The 14288-nt window shown below is 55.6% G+C and carries 15 protein-coding genes; 5 read left to right on the forward strand and 10 right to left on the reverse strand.

The genetic code is table 11. The features are described 5' to 3' along the window. Positions 1-445: 445 nt before the first annotated feature. The 9 genes from RGB73_RS18850 to RGB73_RS18890 form a co-directional block, all read right to left on the reverse strand. Positions 446-2038, reverse strand: coding sequence for a long-chain-fatty-acid--CoA ligase (locus RGB73_RS18850; RefSeq protein WP_310764298.1), 1593 nt, complete (start codon positions 2036-2038; stop codon positions 446-448). Positions 2039-2140: 102 nt separating this feature from the next. Continuing rightward, positions 2141-3538, reverse strand: coding sequence for an MFS transporter (locus RGB73_RS18855; RefSeq protein WP_310764299.1), 1398 nt, complete (start codon positions 3536-3538; stop codon positions 2141-2143). Between the two features lie 144 nt (positions 3539-3682). Continuing rightward, positions 3683-4273 (reverse strand): TetR/AcrR family transcriptional regulator, encoded by a 591-nt coding sequence (locus RGB73_RS18860; RefSeq protein ID WP_310764300.1) that lies wholly within the window; start codon positions 4271-4273, stop codon positions 3683-3685. Positions 4274-4481: 208 nt separating this feature from the next. Next, on the reverse strand, positions 4482-5270 hold the full coding sequence (locus RGB73_RS18865) for a DUF4247 domain-containing protein (protein WP_310764301.1): 789 nt from the start codon (positions 5268-5270) through the stop codon (positions 4482-4484). A gap of 14 nt (positions 5271-5284) precedes the next feature. Further along, positions 5285-5791, reverse strand: coding sequence for a DUF4178 domain-containing protein (locus RGB73_RS18870; RefSeq protein ID WP_310764302.1), 507 nt, complete (start codon positions 5789-5791; stop codon positions 5285-5287). A gap of 25 nt (positions 5792-5816) precedes the next feature. Continuing rightward, positions 5817-6221 carry a DUF350 domain-containing protein gene (locus tag RGB73_RS18875; RefSeq protein WP_310764303.1) on the reverse strand — a complete coding sequence of 135 codons (405 nt, stop codon included), beginning with the start codon at positions 6219-6221 and terminating at the stop codon, positions 5817-5819. A 133-nt stretch (positions 6222-6354) separates the two neighbouring features. Further along, positions 6355-7020 (reverse strand): PspA/IM30 family protein, encoded by a 666-nt coding sequence (locus RGB73_RS18880; protein ID WP_310764304.1) that lies wholly within the window; start codon positions 7018-7020, stop codon positions 6355-6357. 150 nt (positions 7021-7170) lie between these two features. Beyond that, the gene (locus RGB73_RS18885) at positions 7171-9321 is read right to left on the reverse strand and encodes a DNA topoisomerase III (RefSeq protein ID WP_310764305.1); all 2151 of its coding nucleotides are present in this window, start codon (positions 9319-9321) and stop codon (positions 7171-7173) included. A 114-nt stretch (positions 9322-9435) separates the two neighbouring features. Further along, positions 9436-10569 (reverse strand): DUF2515 domain-containing protein, encoded by a 1134-nt coding sequence (locus RGB73_RS18890; RefSeq protein WP_310764306.1) that lies wholly within the window; start codon positions 10567-10569, stop codon positions 9436-9438. 49 nt (positions 10570-10618) lie between these two features. Between RGB73_RS18890 and shc the strand changes: the two genes are divergently transcribed. Beyond that, on the forward strand, positions 10619-12523 hold the full coding sequence (gene shc, locus RGB73_RS18895; protein WP_310764307.1) for a squalene--hopene cyclase: 1905 nt from the start codon (positions 10619-10621) through the stop codon (positions 12521-12523). On the opposite strand, the gene RGB73_RS18900 is transcribed toward shc, so the two are convergent. Continuing rightward, the gene (locus tag RGB73_RS18900; RefSeq protein ID WP_396136117.1) at positions 12520-12708 is read right to left on the reverse strand and encodes a hypothetical protein; all 189 of its coding nucleotides are present in this window, start codon (positions 12706-12708) and stop codon (positions 12520-12522) included. The genes shc and RGB73_RS18900 overlap by 4 nt on opposite strands. Positions 12709-12868: 160 nt before the next feature. On the opposite strand from RGB73_RS18900, the gene RGB73_RS18905 reads away from it, so the two are divergent. The 4 genes from RGB73_RS18905 (at position 12869) to RGB73_RS18920 (ending at position 14260) form a co-directional block, all read left to right on the forward strand. Beyond that, positions 12869-13114 (forward strand): spore germination protein, encoded by a 246-nt coding sequence (locus RGB73_RS18905; protein ID WP_310764308.1) that lies wholly within the window; start codon positions 12869-12871, stop codon positions 13112-13114. 2 nt (positions 13115-13116) lie between these two features. Then, positions 13117-13353, forward strand: coding sequence for a spore germination protein GerPB (locus tag RGB73_RS18910; protein ID WP_310764309.1), 237 nt, complete (start codon positions 13117-13119; stop codon positions 13351-13353). A gap of 96 nt (positions 13354-13449) precedes the next feature. Continuing rightward, the gene (gene gerPC, locus RGB73_RS18915) at positions 13450-14070 is read left to right on the forward strand and encodes a spore germination protein GerPC (RefSeq protein WP_310764310.1); all 621 of its coding nucleotides are present in this window, start codon (positions 13450-13452) and stop codon (positions 14068-14070) included. A gap of 1 nt (position 14071) precedes the next feature. Beyond that, positions 14072-14260: a spore gernimation protein gene (locus RGB73_RS18920; RefSeq protein ID WP_310764311.1), complete on the forward strand. Its 189-nt coding sequence runs from the start codon at positions 14072-14074 to the stop codon at positions 14258-14260. Positions 14261-14288: the final 28 nt, after the last annotated feature.

Here is a 14288-nt window from a genome sequence, read left to right on the forward strand (position 1 = left end):
CCACTGCCATCATAGCCAATGCCTGCAACAAAGGCTGTCGAATGCTGGATGCACTTCCCTTCTTCTTTTGTCGATAAACGGTCATGTTTTCGTCACTGAAGAACAAAAGTCGAGGGCACCAAAACAAAGATCGTTTTCGCGCGTCGAACAACCGCCTATTCTCATCTTACATACGGGTTCTGGCTTCGATTCATTCCTTTATGAAATAGGCTTCCGGCTTTTTCAAAAAGCCCATGAATGCAAGCGTTATCAACATCTCACGGCTTCCGAGCCCGTTTCCCCGATTAGAAAACCCGGCTACGCGATGTTTTTTGACGGTGCCGCTGTCGCCCTTATACTGGATCGGAATTTTATACATGCCGATCTGTGCAAAAAAGCCGATACCCGCTCTTGGAATGCGGGCATCGGCTTTTCGTTACCAATTATGTTATGACCAGGCGTGCTGTCAGTTGACCAGTCTGTCTTTCTCCTGCCAAAACGGCTGCCGCAGCTCGACCTTTCGTATCTTTCCGGATGCGGTTTTGGGCAGCTCGGGTGCGAAGCTGAATCCTTTCGGGCATTTGAAGGCCGCCATTCTTTCCCGGCAGAAACGATCCAGCTCCACTTCATCCGCCTCCATGCCTGGCCGCAGCACGATAACGGCATGAGGCACTTCTCCCCACTTTTCATGGGGAACGGAAACCACGGCAGCCTCCAGCACCGCCGGATGCTCGTACAAAATCCCTTCCACCTCGATCGAGGAGATGTTTTCTCCTCCACTGATGATGATGTCCTTTTTGCGGTCTACAATGTCGATGTAGCCCTCTGCATCGATCGTCGCCATGTCTCCAGTCCGGTACCAACCGTTTACAATGGCCGCTGCTGTGGCCTCCGGCTGTTTCCAGTAGCCTTCCATGACCATGTTTCCACGGGCGATCACTTCCCCGATGCTTCGACCGTCGCAAGGCACATCCTTGTCCTCGTCGTCGACGACACGAACTTCCACATTGAGCATAGGGACGCCGGCCTTGGCCTTCAGGCGGAAGCGGGTCTCTTCGCTTTCGTTGGCCAGATGGTGCTTGATGGGCGATACCGTGATGAGCGGAGCGCATTCCGTCATGCCGTACACCTGCAGGAACTCCCAGCCGAGCTGCTGCTCCACCGTCCGCACAAAAGCGGTAGGCGGTGCCGATCCGGCGATGACCACCCGCATCGGGCCAGTCGTCTTGTCTTCGTGAAAACGCGGCTCGTTGATGAGCATGTTCAGTACTGTCGGGGCCATGCAGGCTACCGTCACGCCTTCTCTTTTGATCAAGGAATGAATCAGCGGCGGGTCGATTTTGCGCAGCATGACGTGCTTGGCACCTACCGCCGTATAGGAGAACGGGGTTCCCCAACCGTTCACGTGAAACATCGGCAACGTGTGCAGCAAAACATCGCTGTCGCTGGCCCGGGTATGGAACATCGTGTTTTGCATGTTGAAAAACAGCGTGCGATGCGAGTGCATGACGCCTTTCGGTTTGCCCGTCGTGCCGCTGGTGTAGAGGATTGTCGCCAAGTCTGTCTCCTCCACTTCATCAACGCACGGCTCGGTGCTCTCCTCGCCCAAGAGCTCCGGATACGAATCCCAGTCCGCCCGCTTGCCCGAAGTCCCCCGGACAGGAATCGCCACGAACCGGGATACCGTCGTGAGCGAAGAGAGGATGGGTTCTACGAGGGGAATGAGCTCATCGTCCGCAAAAAACAGCTTGGCCTCGGCGTGCTCGATGATGTACAAATAGTCGTGCGGCAACAGTCTCGTGTTCAGCGGTACGACCACCGCCCCCAGCTGAAAGCAGGCGTAAAAGAGCTGAAGCATGGCAGCCGTATTGGGAGACAGGACGGCCACCCGATCCCCTTTCACCACCCCCATTCGCTTCATCGCCCGAGCCAACTGGTGGACTTCCTGCTGAAACTGGCGATACGTCCAGCGTCTGTCCCCTTCCACAATCGATTCGACATCCGGATAAAGCAAGACGGCGCGTCGCAGTGTATCATCCATGCGCAAAGCAACATGCATCGCTATCGATCCCTTCGCCTGGTATTTTACCCATAGACTAGCAAGTTGCCGTACAGCCGTCAATTCACTTTTCAGAATATGCAGACAAAGGTTGAAAATGTCCTACACGGTTTGACTCGCTTGCCCCGTTTTCGAGGCATTCCCTTTCATTTTGGCGAACCGGCGGCGGTAGAAGAACAGGATCGCCGCCTGCAATACCGCGAGGACGAAGAAGATGTTGCTGAAAATGACCCCGTCCGGGTATCCGTTTGCCACATTCCATTTCACAATGGCGCCAAGGTCCAACAGACTGCTGTACACGGCCGATCCGACGGCGAACATGATGAAGTTCGTCATCTGCAGGATTCCCATGCCAATGCCGGCATGTTCCTGCGGTAGCGTCCATGAGATCGTGTTCGACATGGCGATGAATACTCCCATTTGCCCTACGTTTCCCACGATCAGAAAGGCGGAGACTAACAAGGGGGAGCTGCCAATGAAAGTGGACATCAAGGCGAAACTGCACAAAAGCAAGCAGGAAGCGATCGTAAACACATAGGCGCTGCCTCTTTGGTCGACCAGTTTCCCCGTCCTTTTTCCCAGGAAGGCCTGCGCCGCTGCCGCGGGAACCATCGCCAAGCCGACCCATGCCGGATCGATCCTCTGTACCTGGGTCAAAAGCAAGGGAGAAAGAAAACTGAGGGAAACCACGCTGCCGCTCATCAAGATCATGATGAAAAGCCCCAACGAATAACCCTTGTTGCGGAACAGCTCCGGTCGGATAAACGGATCGTCTGCCGTTCGAATCCAGCGCAGAAACACTCCCAGTGCCAACATGCCTGCAGCCAGCATCCATCCGCTGCGGTTGGTCAGACTGAGCACGAGCAGCACGACAGCCGCACTCAACAGCCCCCCGCCCATCCAGTCCACGTGCGCGGAAGCACTCGACTCATTTCCCAAATACTTCCGGTAAAAAGGCAGCAAGACGAGCACGAGCAAGGGAATGGCAAACAGCCAGCGCCAATGAGCGAACTGGAGGAGAAGGGCCGATACGATCGGTCCGAGCACTCCCCCCAACGCCAGACCAACCATCACGGTTCCGATTGCGGAGCCCCTGCGCTCGGGCGACATATAGCGGATGGGGATCAATCCGGCTGTTGCGGGAATCGCGGCTGCTCCCATCGCCTGCACACATCTCCCCAGTAGCACCATCCAGTACGCTTGCGAAAACAGACCCGCAACCGACCCGGCAACAAACAGCACCAGCCCGAAGGTGACCAGCGACTTCAGCCTGACGGTGTCGGCCAGCTTTCCGTAAACGACTGTCCCGATTGCGTAAATGACCATATAAGCGGAGGTCACCCAGCTCGTCTCTCCCAGTGTGAGATGAAACTGCTCGCGGATGGGGGGAATCGCCAAATTGAACATCATGGCGCTCATCGAGGAGAGCGTCATGGTCAACATCAAGACAAGAATGAGCTTTTGCCCGTCTGCATCCGGGCCTTTCTTCGTCGTATCCACTGCCTTCTTCACCCTTTCGGAACATGTATGGTTCCTGCATTTCGAGGCCTTTCAGCTGAGCATGACCTCCATTCAAAACGCCAAGCTACCAGGCAAACGCAAGCTTGACCGTCAGTACTGACTGACATTATGCCGGTAAAAAAACTAGGGTGCCAACGCCCTAGCAAATATCGCTACGCTCTCTTGCAGCACTTCCTCCAGCGTCATGTCCGGAAAGTTTCCTTCCGCTTCCAGGTTGTTCATAAAGATCCCGAAATTCAGCATCAAAAACGTGAAGGCCTGCAGCTTGGGATTGGTTGGGAGCAGTTTGCCCTTTTCGGCCATATCCGTGAAATAGTGGGTCAAAATCTCCATCAACTGCTGCGGATGCTTTTGCGTCCTCTCCCGAAAACCGGGCAGGCTTCCTTCTTCCTTGATGCTGATCATGATCATTTTCCGATTCCGGTTCATGATGCCGTGGTACATCCGACTGATCAAGAGGAGGTCTGCATGCAGGTCAAAGGTCAGCTTTTCGCTGAACAGCTTCTTCATCTCTTCCGTATAGTGAAAACGGTCGAAAGCTGCCTCGAGAAGGTTTTGCTTGCTCCCGAAATGCCGAAACAGCGTCTTCTCGCTCAATCCGGCAGCCGTGGCGATTTCCTGCGTCGTCACCCCGTTGTAGCCTCTCTCGGAGACCAAATCGATGGCAGCTAGCAGAAGCCTGTCACTGCTGCTCGCCTTGTCCTGGCTGCTCATGCCCCTGTTGCCTCCTATCTGGTTTGACTGTCAGTACTTACTGACATCATCATAGGAGAGTTTGTTCCTTTTGTCAACCGTTTGGAAAAATGGTTGGACGTACAGAGATTAGACAGGAGCGCTCGGCCCCCTCCTTTTCGGCCAAGCTGACGCATCCAAAAAGACACGGCATCGGTTTTCACCGGAACCGTGTCTCTCCCCGAAGTCGCTATCTTCGCTTGGTAATTCGCCCGAACCCGCCGGCTTTCGTGCGCGGGGGCGAGTTGCTCTTCGGCGACGAAAAGATCGACGACCGTTTGCTTGAAAACGAGCCACTGGAGCTGGACGAGCTGCTGCCGGAGTTGCGGATGATTTTTCCGCTGCTGCTCTTGGATGGCTCCACCTGTTTTTTCAGAATATCGCCGCTCGAACCGACGGACCCGTCCGTATTCTTGGAGGTGCTGCCACGCTTGATGATGCTCCCTTTGCCTGCCGTCGTGATGGGGGGCGACGCTTTTTTCTCCTCGGTTGTCGGCACATGGTACGTGCCCGAAGGCTTGTAGATGTCCTTGCTCGAATAACCGCGGTAGCCGCCCTTCGTTTTCATGCCGTCGAACAGATCGTCGAGAACACTCGCTAAAATGTACCCTTGCAAAAACGAGGAATCATAATTATTGCGCACATATTCCTTGGAGTCTACTTCGATGAGCGTATCGGTCGGTTTGGCGGAGTCTTGCTGGAGGTGATACAGCTTGTCGGGATAGACGAGAAACATGTGCTGTGTATCTTCCTTGGAAATCTCGTCGGGCTGGTTTTGATCCGCCAGTTCTTTCGCCACTTCCGGCACCGTTTTGTTGGCGGCCCGGTAAACTTTCGACGTCTCTGTGGCGCCCTTGGAAGAAACTGATTCCAGCGGGTACGTATCCGCTACGGACGGACTGCCGCATCCGGCCAAAGCCAGCATGAGCAAGGCGGGAACCAGCATGAGCTTGATTGATTTGAACCAATGATGTGGCATTTTCCTCTCCCTCCTTACGTCCCGCGTAAGACCTGCACGTCCGCCGGAAGGACGATCTCTCCTTCGTACAGCATGAAACGGCCATCCTGCCACTCGATCCGGAGCAGCTGGCGCTGATCGGACTGGAACTGCCAGATGTACTGATCTCCGGACGCGTTGAACGGCGTCTTTCCCATGACATTGACTTTTCCGTTGTACTGCTCCTCCAAATGATAGGTGATGTCATCCATTTCGATCGTGCTGGGCACTTCCTCCACCGAGTCCAGGCGCCCGTCTATGACGCTGTACAAGTGAAAAACAGTCTTTTCCCGCTCTTCGATGTAGAGGTAACGGATGGTGCTGCCGTCCTGGAGTGTCAGCATGGTGGCTTGCCTTCCATGGTTCACCGCTTTTCCCGTCACCTGGTACGTTACGAGCGATACTTCCACGACATCCCCTGGTCCGACTGTCAGTATGCTTTTCTCCTGAACGGGCGGTTCAGGTTTGGCAAAGATGTTTTGTATCCGTTTGAGCAAACTCATCCTGGTACTCCCTTCCGGACTGATATTACAAGCATGCCGCCAAGATCAAGGCGCCTACGATATGAAACGAGCCTGCGAGCAAGGCATGGGCGACTTTCCCCTGTTTGACCCCTTCCTCCAGGTCGAGCCCCGCTCCTGCGCGAAATGCGATTTCCACGATTCTTTCCAGGAAAAACAAGATAATGAATGAGACCACCGAAACCAGCAAAGCTGTCCACAAATCATTGGAATTCAGAATCGACTGGGACAAAATGTATCCTTGTGCGAACAGCTTCATCACGAAACGGGTGGTCACGGCCATATTCCCGTTCTTGATTTCCTGGATGTCCTTGTACTTGGTAAACAGCGAGTCTACCCACATCAGGACAAACAGCAAAACTCCACCGGCACCTGTCCATACCAGCATGGCTAAAATTTCTACCCACGTCACAGACGAATCCCCTCACATTCATAAAGTAACTCTCGATCGAGGCCCGCTCGCGATTGAGCGGCCGCGTTCGCATCCACTGCCGTTCTTCTCGTGCACCTTCGTGCCGAAAAAAAGGGGGACCGCCCAAGGCGGTTTACCCCTCGTATTTTTTCAACAATGCTGCCAGTTCGTCTTCGACCTGTTGATCCTTGTTGAGCTTGGCGATTTCCTCGTCCAGCGATTTTTCCTTCTTGTACACTTCGCCGCTGGCTTCCGCTTCCGCCTCGAGCTGAAGCGCCTTGTCTTCCATCCGCTTCAGGCCTGCCATCGCGGAGTTGGAGTCGAAGCCGGCCATTGCCTGGTTGATCGTCTTTTGCGCTTTGGCTGCGTTCACGCGGGCCACCAGCGTCTCGCGCTTGTTTTTCAGCTCGGTCACTTGCTTTTTCATCTCTGCCAGTTTGTCTCGGAGAGCGTCGGCAGCGGCTCTGTTTTTCTCATACGCGTCCTTGTACTCGTTCATTTTTTGCTCGGCCGCTTTCTTTTCTTCGAGAGCGCGGCGAGCCAGGTCGATATTTTTCGCCTGAGCAGCTACGTGCGCCTGTTCATCGCGTTTTTTCACCAGTGCTTCCTGCTCTTCATACAGCACCTTGAATTTCTTCTCCAAAGCGATTTGAGCGGCGACCGCTTTTTCCGCTTCTTCCAGATCTTCCTGCATGTCGCGCAAATACTGGTCGGTCATCTTGATTGGATCCTCTGCCTTTTCAATCAGGGCATACAGATTGGACATGGTCAAATCGCGCAGTCGTTTAAAAATGGACATGTAGTTTTCCTCCTTGGATACGTGAGCTGGATGGTCCGACTGTGCTTGCCAGCCGACCACTCTATACATGTATCTACGTTACTTATTCAAGTAAGTTTCAACATCGTGCCTTCGGTTTCAAAAAATCCCTGGCACAGTGCCCACCCCTTGTCAGTCGCGGTGCACCTTTGCCTTTTTTTCCTGCTCCTCCCACACGAGATAGGCGTCGAATTTTTCTTTGCCCTTTTGAAACCCTTTGATCAGATTGCTTTTGCCCGTCTCCATGACCTTCTTGACCATGGCTGCCGATATTTTTTTGCCGAGGATCGTCTTGGACACCGTTACGCTGCACTGGCCCTTCTTGTAGTTGGAACAGCCGTAGAAGTCTCCCTTGTCGACCAGATCGCCTCCACAAGCCTTGCAGACCGCCACTTTGGCACCGAGCGTGAATTTCGACTTTTGTTTGGGCATGGAGTCGACATCATAGCTTTCCAGTTTCCATTCGCGCGACTGCTCGACGGCATCCTCGACGATCTTCTGGGACAGCTTTCGCACTTGCTCCATAAACGCCTGCGCGGACGCCTCCCCTTGTCCAATCTCGCCCAGCCTTTGCTCCCAGCGAGCCGTCATCTCCGGCGACGCGAGAATCTTGTCGCCGATGACATCGATCAGGAGCATGCCTTTTTGCGTCGCGAACACCTGGTTTTTGCGCACCTCGATGTACTTGCGATCCTTGAGCATGCCGATGATTCCCGCCCGGGTCGCTTCCGTGCCGAGGCCTTCCGTCTTCATCAGCACCTTTTCCAGTTCCTGGTTGTCCAAATGCTTGCCGGCCGTCTTCATCAGCGTGATCAGCTGCCCCTCCGTGTAACGCTTGGGCGGCTGCGTCTTGCTTTCCTTCGCCTCCACTTTGCGCACTTTTCCGGTATCGCCCTCGGACAGCGGAGGAAGAATGGACTCCTTGTCGTCCTTGTCTTCGTCAAACAGCACGTCCCGCCAGCCCGCCCGGATCTGCACCTTTCCTTTGCTGAGAAAAACAGCCCGGCCATCGACGAGCGTGGTCACTGTCGTGTAGTCGAACAAGGCGCTCTCGCCATGCGCGGCAATGAGCCGTCTGGCCACGAGGTCGTAGATTTTCCGCTCGCTCTCCTCCAGCTTTGCGATGTTGGGCACCTGCTCCGTCGGGATGATCGCGTAATGGTCCGTCACTTTCTTTTGGTTGACGTACCGGCGATCTTGCGAAATCGAAGCTTTGGGCGTCGGAAAATAGGCCTGGTAATCCGGCTGCCGGGACAGCTTGGCCAAAATCTCGGGAAACGTCTTCGCTTCTTCCGGCGTGACGAACGAGGAATCCGATCGCGGATAGGACAAGAGCCCTTTTACGTACAGCTTTTGCGCAATTTCCAGCGTCTTTTGCGGTGAAAATTTGAACATCTTGTTGGCCGTCGCCTGCAGGGAGGACAGATTGAACAAATACGGGGGCAAAAACTCCTTCCGCTCCGTTTCTACTTGGTGCACCTGTGCAGGCTTGTCTTTGCAAAACGCAGCGATTTTCTCCGCCATTGCCGGGTCGTTCAGCCGCGACTCCCCATCCTTGTGCCAGACTCCTTCATAGCGCTTCTTATCCACCTCGAAGGTCGCCTTGACCTCCCAAAACGGCTCGGGCTTAAATGCCGCGATCTCTTTTTCCCGCTTGACGACAAGCGCGAGTGTCGGAGTTTGTACCCTTCCCGCCGAAAAGACATCGCTGATCCCTTTCTGTTTCAGCAAAAGCGTGTAGACGCGCGAGGCGTTCATCCCGACGAGCCAGTCGGCGCAGGAGCGGCTGTACGCCTCGTAATAGAGATTTCGGGTCTCGGCCTCGTCAAGCAGAGACTCGAAGCCTGCCGTCACGGCCTTCTCCGTCAGCGACGAGATCCACAGACGCTTCATTGGCTTGTGGACCCCGCTCTGCTCCACGATGGTCCGGATAATCAGTTCCCCTTCTCGCCCGGCGTCGCCTGCGTGGATGATTTCTTTAACGTCCGAGCGCCTGAGCAGTTGCTTGATGATCCCGAACTGTTTCGCCTTGGAGCGCATCACCTGATGGCGAAACGTCGGCGGAATGAGCGGCAGCGTTTGCAGCGACCATTTTTTCCACGCAGGGTTGTATGCCTCCGGGGGAACAAGCTCGCAAATGTGGCCGACTGCCCAGGTAAAAAAAGCTCCATTCGGAAACAGCCGATTCGGGCGAACCTCGAGATAGCCTTGCTGTTTTTTATGTGGAAACGGACTGGCCAGCTTCATCGCCTGGTCCGGTTTTTCCGCGATGACGACTTTCATAGATTTCCTTCTCCCTATCTATTGCAAGTATTGCTTCGATTGGCGGGATACGAAACGTTCGTTCCCTTCCCTATTTTACTATAACCGGCTGCGAAAGAAGAGGGAATCCTTTCCTCAGGACTGCCGCGATCCGAAAATCGCGCCGCGCGCGATGACAGCCAGCTCGATTTTGTCGAGGGTCTTGCAGTATGCCTCCTGCACATCACGGCTCGCGGGCTGCTCTCTGATGCGCAAGAGCGGCAGAACATCGAGGCCGCGATACCAGTCGAGCTGTGCCGGGGGCTCCTGCGCGACGCGCTTCCAAGCCTGCGAGAGCGCGGGGGAAAAAATGCGTGTCCCTCCTGGCACGAGCTGGCATCCCGCCAGTTTCTTCCGGTACGGCTGTCCGGGGACACCCTCGTGAATATCGTGGAAAATTTGCGGCCAAAAGTCTTTCCGCGATCCGGTATGAGGCTGCTTCAATGCCCAGCCGAGCACCTCCTCCAGCAGCTTCGAATCGCGAAACAGCAGAGCGTACAGCCGTTTCCCCAGTGCGATTCGCTCCGTTGCCGAAGCGAAGTGCGAAACCGTCTCTCCCGCCAGGTGCAAACGCCGGCCGTCGCCCCGATACGGAAACAGGATCTGGTTGAGCGAAAGCAGCTCCTGCATGGCAAAAGGCAACGTATCGAGCACCGTCTTGCGGTAGCTCTCGTCCTGCATGACCTGCTCCTCCAGGTGGCGCTGCTCGTTGACGATGAGACAAACAGCCAAGAGCTCGCGGTCCTGCTCCGACCAGAAACGGTTCCAGGCCGCTTGCATAAACACCGACACGTGAAAGTGGGGGAGCAGGTGAAAAAGGTTGGTCTGTCGCTTCACGCTTTCCTCATACAGTAGCAATTGAGGGTAGGCGTCATGAAAAATCAGCCAGTTGGCCCTCTCGAGAAAATGAAAGTAATGTTCCTGCACTCTTTCGGACAACAGACGGGTAAGCAGCTCCCCCCGCAAATCCGTCATGCTCCAGCCCGCATTCCTGGATACGAGATGAGCGAGCAGCGCCCAATGGATTTCGGTGTGCTGCCGGAAGTAGTCCAGATATGCACGGGTTCTTTCGACGTTGTCCCCGTTGTGCTCCACCGTCTTTGCCCTAATCCTCTCCACGAGCTCGATCTCTGTGGCTGAGAGCTCCACTGCCCTCTCTCTCGCCGCGGTCTGCTTCAATTCTCTGGCAAGGGAGCGAAGTGGCGGATCCATCAGCCAGGATACCCCCATGTGGCTCCCTCCTCTCTCGCGTAGTCAGTACCTTTTGGAGGTGTATGGAATGATCGACGTACGGCCGACGATCCGTCGCATGCAGCAGTTCCTCGTGCAGAAGCAGGAAGCGGACGGGTCCTGGCGATTTTGTCTGGAAAGCGGCACCTTGACGGATACCCATATGATCATCCTACTGCGCACACTCGGGATTCATGATGAGGAATTGGTGGACGGCCTCGCGCGGCGAATCGCCAGCCGCCAACTGCCGGACGGCTCCTGGAAGCTGTACGCAGACGAGCCAATCGGCAATCTTACGGCTACAGTAGATTCCTACTACGCCTTGCTGTTTTCCGGGCGGTACGCCAAAAACAACCCGCGGATGGCAGAGGCGCGGGCGTTTATCCGGGCTCATGGCGGGCTGACCCGTGCCGGCCTGCTGACCAAGATCACCGCTTCTGTGACCGGCCAATACCAGTGGCCTCGGCATTTTCTCGTGCCCGTCGAGCTCGCCCTGCTTCCCCCTGCTTTTCCCCTCAGCTTTTACGATTTTGTCGGATACGCCCGCGTCCATCTCGCGCCGATGATGATACTGGCCGACCGCAAGTACGTCCACCCAACTTCTGCGGTACCGGATTTGTCCGATCTGTTTGCCACTCCCCCGATTTCTCCCGGTGTGTACCCGCACCGCCTGGTGGAGCGGTTCTTCCAAGACGCCCAAGGCTTCCTCGGGTCGATCCACGACTATGTGAAGCGTCTTCCGTTTCTCCCCCGCCAGCTGCGGGAAGTGGCTTTGCGCCGCCTGGAAAACTACATGCTGAAGCGCATCGAAGCGGACGGCACTCTGTACACCTACTCGACCTCCACCTATCTGATGATCTTCGCCTTGCTGGCGCAAGGCTATCCCCCGCAGCATCCCCGTATCGTACGTGCCATTCAGGGATTGAAGGCTGCCGTCTATCAGACACCCGAGGGGGCACACCTTCAGCTTGCCACCTCGGCCGTATGGGACACGGCGCTGCTCGCGGGTTCCTTGCAAGCGTCCGGCATGGCCCCTTCCCATCCGGCCATCCAGCGTGCAAACCGTTACTTGCTGGGCAAACAACAGACTACCAGAGGCGACTGGACGGTCCGCAATCCGGGAGGGGCACCCGGAGGCTGGGGATTTTCGGACCAAAACACGATGAACCCGGATACCGATGACACCACTGCCGCGCTTCGGGCCATCCAGCTGCAGGCCCTGACCGACCCGCTCGCAGCAGAAGCCAGGAAACGGGGCATCGCCTGGCTATTGTCCATGCAGAACGTCGATGGCGGGTGGCCCGCCTTCGAGAAAAACACGGATTCTCCGATTATCCGCCAGCTGCCCATCGAAGGCGCGGACACCATCAGCACCGATCCTTCTTCAGCCGATCTGACAGGCCGCGCATTGGAGTTTCTCGGAAAATATGCGGGCTTGCGCCAATCCGCCCCCCCGATCCGGAAGGCAACTCGCTGGCTGCTTGACAATCAGCGCCCTGACGGCTCCTGGTACGGAAGGTGGGGCATTGCATTCCTTTACGGCACCTGGGCTGCTCTCACCGGTCTCATGGCAACAGGCTTTCCCGCTGACAGCCCGTCCGTCCAAAAGGCTGTGAACTGGCTGCTTCGCATGCAAAATGCGGATGGCGGATGGGGAGAATCGTGCCTGAGTGACGAGCGGCAAAAGTACGTCGCTCTGGGGGCCAGCACCCCCTCCCAGACCGCATGGGCGGTCGACGCGCTCGTCTCCGTCTTTCCCGAGCCCCCGCCGGCCGTTGAACGCGGCATCGCCTACCTGCTGTCGTCCGCTTTCACGGAAGATTGGACGACCGCCTATCCGACGGGCGGCGGTCGTCCGGGCGGCGTCTATTTCGCTTATCACAGCTACCGCTGGATTTGGCCCCTGCTCGCCCTGGCCCACTATCAGGAAAAATACGTGAATAGCCCTCTCTAGTCGATCTTGCGCCGAATCGGCACCTCCTTTCCGATAAGCAATGAGTCGGCGGGTGTATCAAACACTGTCGAACTGCAGATTTCTTCCGTATCGCCAATCAGGACGACGGAGGATTGGGAAACACCGTCTACGCCTATTTCCCCTATCTCCAGTTTTTTGTTGTTCACGGTCATTTTCAGTTCCATTGCGGTCGATCCCCTTTTCCGTTATTCGCTTCTCGCCAGCATGGGCTGACTGGTTCATCCTATGCCCGCAGCCCCCAAGAGGTGGCGAAAAACAGGATGAACACCCAGTGCCCGCCGACATACAATACAAAAAGGGTTTCTCCGGAAGGGTGAAGATGGGATGCCAGCAGTCGTCGGAGTCATCAACGTGAACAGCATGACGGGCGTCTTCAACGTGGGAGATGTCCGAAAGATCAATCCCGTGAGCTACACGAAAACCTTCGCTGGCGGAGGATCCTTCAATTCGGGTACGACTCTGAACTTCAAGATTCCGCGCAGCGTCATCTATGTAAACGATACAAAAGACGATGATTGGCCTGCATTTGTCGAGGATTTGCGCGAGTCTTCGACCAAGGGACGGGATTAGGCATGAACTTTTTCATTCATCAAAAGATCGTCATCCATAACTTGAAAATTGATGGCCTGACCAACTCGTCGGTGTGTCAAATCGGGAGCGCAGGCATGATCAAGCCGCTCGCCCAGCTGTACAACACCGGCGGATTCACCGCACCAGCTCCGGAAGCCCGATTGGTGCCGGAAGAACCATTGGTACCGGAAAGGTCCGACATGTTCGTTCCTCTTGTACCGTTGGTCGAGCCACGTTAGGTCTCAGAAAATCTCAATCGAGAAGCCTTGTTCACGCTCCGGAACGGTAGGCGTTTTTGCTTGCCCGTTCCTATACGTTACGTAAGGATGGTCTGTATGTACATGAGTCCGGAAATGATGCAGTACTTACACCAGCTGCATGAATATTTGCACGTGCAAAACCAGCATATGGAAGCGATGAGAACACTGATTGAAAAGCTGAAGCAGGATGTGGATGAGCTGAAAGAAAAGCAGGCACCGGCGCCTGTGATCAAGCATGAGTACAAGTTTGATTTGTTGAAGGTCGAACGCTTGGAAGGAACCTTGAACATCGGGCTCAATCCAAACGGTGCCGAGGGCGGCATGGGAGAGGTTTCCGTCCCTCCAAGGACCGAAGGAGGCACACAACCGTCCTCCCGAAATGGCGATACCCCGGCCTTCAGCCGCGTGCAAAAAGAAATTCACGACTTCCTGGGGCACGAGGCGTACGACGTGCTGAAGCGGATCGAAGAAGCGGAGGACTATCCGCTGGACGATACGTACCGGGCCTTCATCATAGATGATATCAAGAAGCAAATCGATCCGCGCATTCGCCATTATTTGAACCAGTCCCAGGCCGAAGATTGGGAGCCCGAGCAATTGGATGCTTTGTGCCACAATACCGTGGAGAAAGTGAAGCGGGACATCGAGCGGACATGCGAAACGTTTGTCAAAAATTTACCGCGAGGAGTAGACTGACTTGATTTTCCATGTGATCAATGGGGAACTGCACGTAGGCAAGGTCAACATCATCAACCTCGCTTCAGCCGCCTCCCTTTTTATCGGGGACAGCAGATCGGTCGTTCTCGCCACCATCAACGAGACACCACCGGAAAAGCTGATCGTCGGCGTGGAACAGCCGCGGGAAGCACCTGAGCCCACACCATGACGGCACCCTTTTGGGAAAGGCTGATTCG

Origin of the sequence: Brevibacillus brevis (assembly GCF_031583145.1) — a bacterium.
Taxonomy (GTDB): domain Bacteria; phylum Bacillota; class Bacilli; order Brevibacillales; family Brevibacillaceae; genus Brevibacillus; species Brevibacillus brevis_E.

What these genes read in the sequence shown, in the direction of transcription:
- RGB73_RS18850 (WP_310764298.1), bottom strand. Translation starts at nt 2,038, where the DNA reads ATGCATGTTGCTTTGCGCATGGATGATACACTGCGACGCGCCGTCTTG.
- RGB73_RS18860 (WP_310764300.1), bottom strand. Translation starts at nt 4,273, where the DNA reads ATGAGCAGCCAGGACAAGGCGAGCAGCAGTGACAGGCTTCTGCTAGCT.
- RGB73_RS18865 (WP_310764301.1), bottom strand. Translation starts at nt 5,270, where the DNA reads ATGCCACATCATTGGTTCAAATCAATCAAGCTCATGCTGGTTCCCGCC.
- RGB73_RS18870 (WP_310764302.1), bottom strand. Translation starts at nt 5,791, where the DNA reads ATGAGTTTGCTCAAACGGATACAAAACATCTTTGCCAAACCTGAACCG.
- RGB73_RS18880 (WP_310764304.1), bottom strand. Translation starts at nt 7,020, where the DNA reads ATGTCCATTTTTAAACGACTGCGCGATTTGACCATGTCCAATCTGTAT.
- RGB73_RS18885 (WP_310764305.1), bottom strand. Translation starts at nt 9,321, where the DNA reads ATGAAAGTCGTCATCGCGGAAAAACCGGACCAGGCGATGAAGCTGGCC.
- RGB73_RS18890 (WP_310764306.1), bottom strand. Translation starts at nt 10,569, where the DNA reads ATGGGGGTATCCTGGCTGATGGATCCGCCACTTCGCTCCCTTGCCAGA.
- shc (WP_310764307.1), top strand. Translation starts at nt 10,619, where the DNA reads ATGATCGACGTACGGCCGACGATCCGTCGCATGCAGCAGTTCCTCGTG.
- RGB73_RS18900 (WP_396136117.1), bottom strand. Translation starts at nt 12,708, where the DNA reads ATGGAACTGAAAATGACCGTGAACAACAAAAAACTGGAGATAGGGGAA.
- RGB73_RS18905 (WP_310764308.1), top strand. Translation starts at nt 12,869, where the DNA reads ATGCCAGCAGTCGTCGGAGTCATCAACGTGAACAGCATGACGGGCGTC.
- RGB73_RS18910 (WP_310764309.1), top strand. Translation starts at nt 13,117, where the DNA reads ATGAACTTTTTCATTCATCAAAAGATCGTCATCCATAACTTGAAAATT.
- gerPC (WP_310764310.1), top strand. Translation starts at nt 13,450, where the DNA reads ATGTACATGAGTCCGGAAATGATGCAGTACTTACACCAGCTGCATGAA.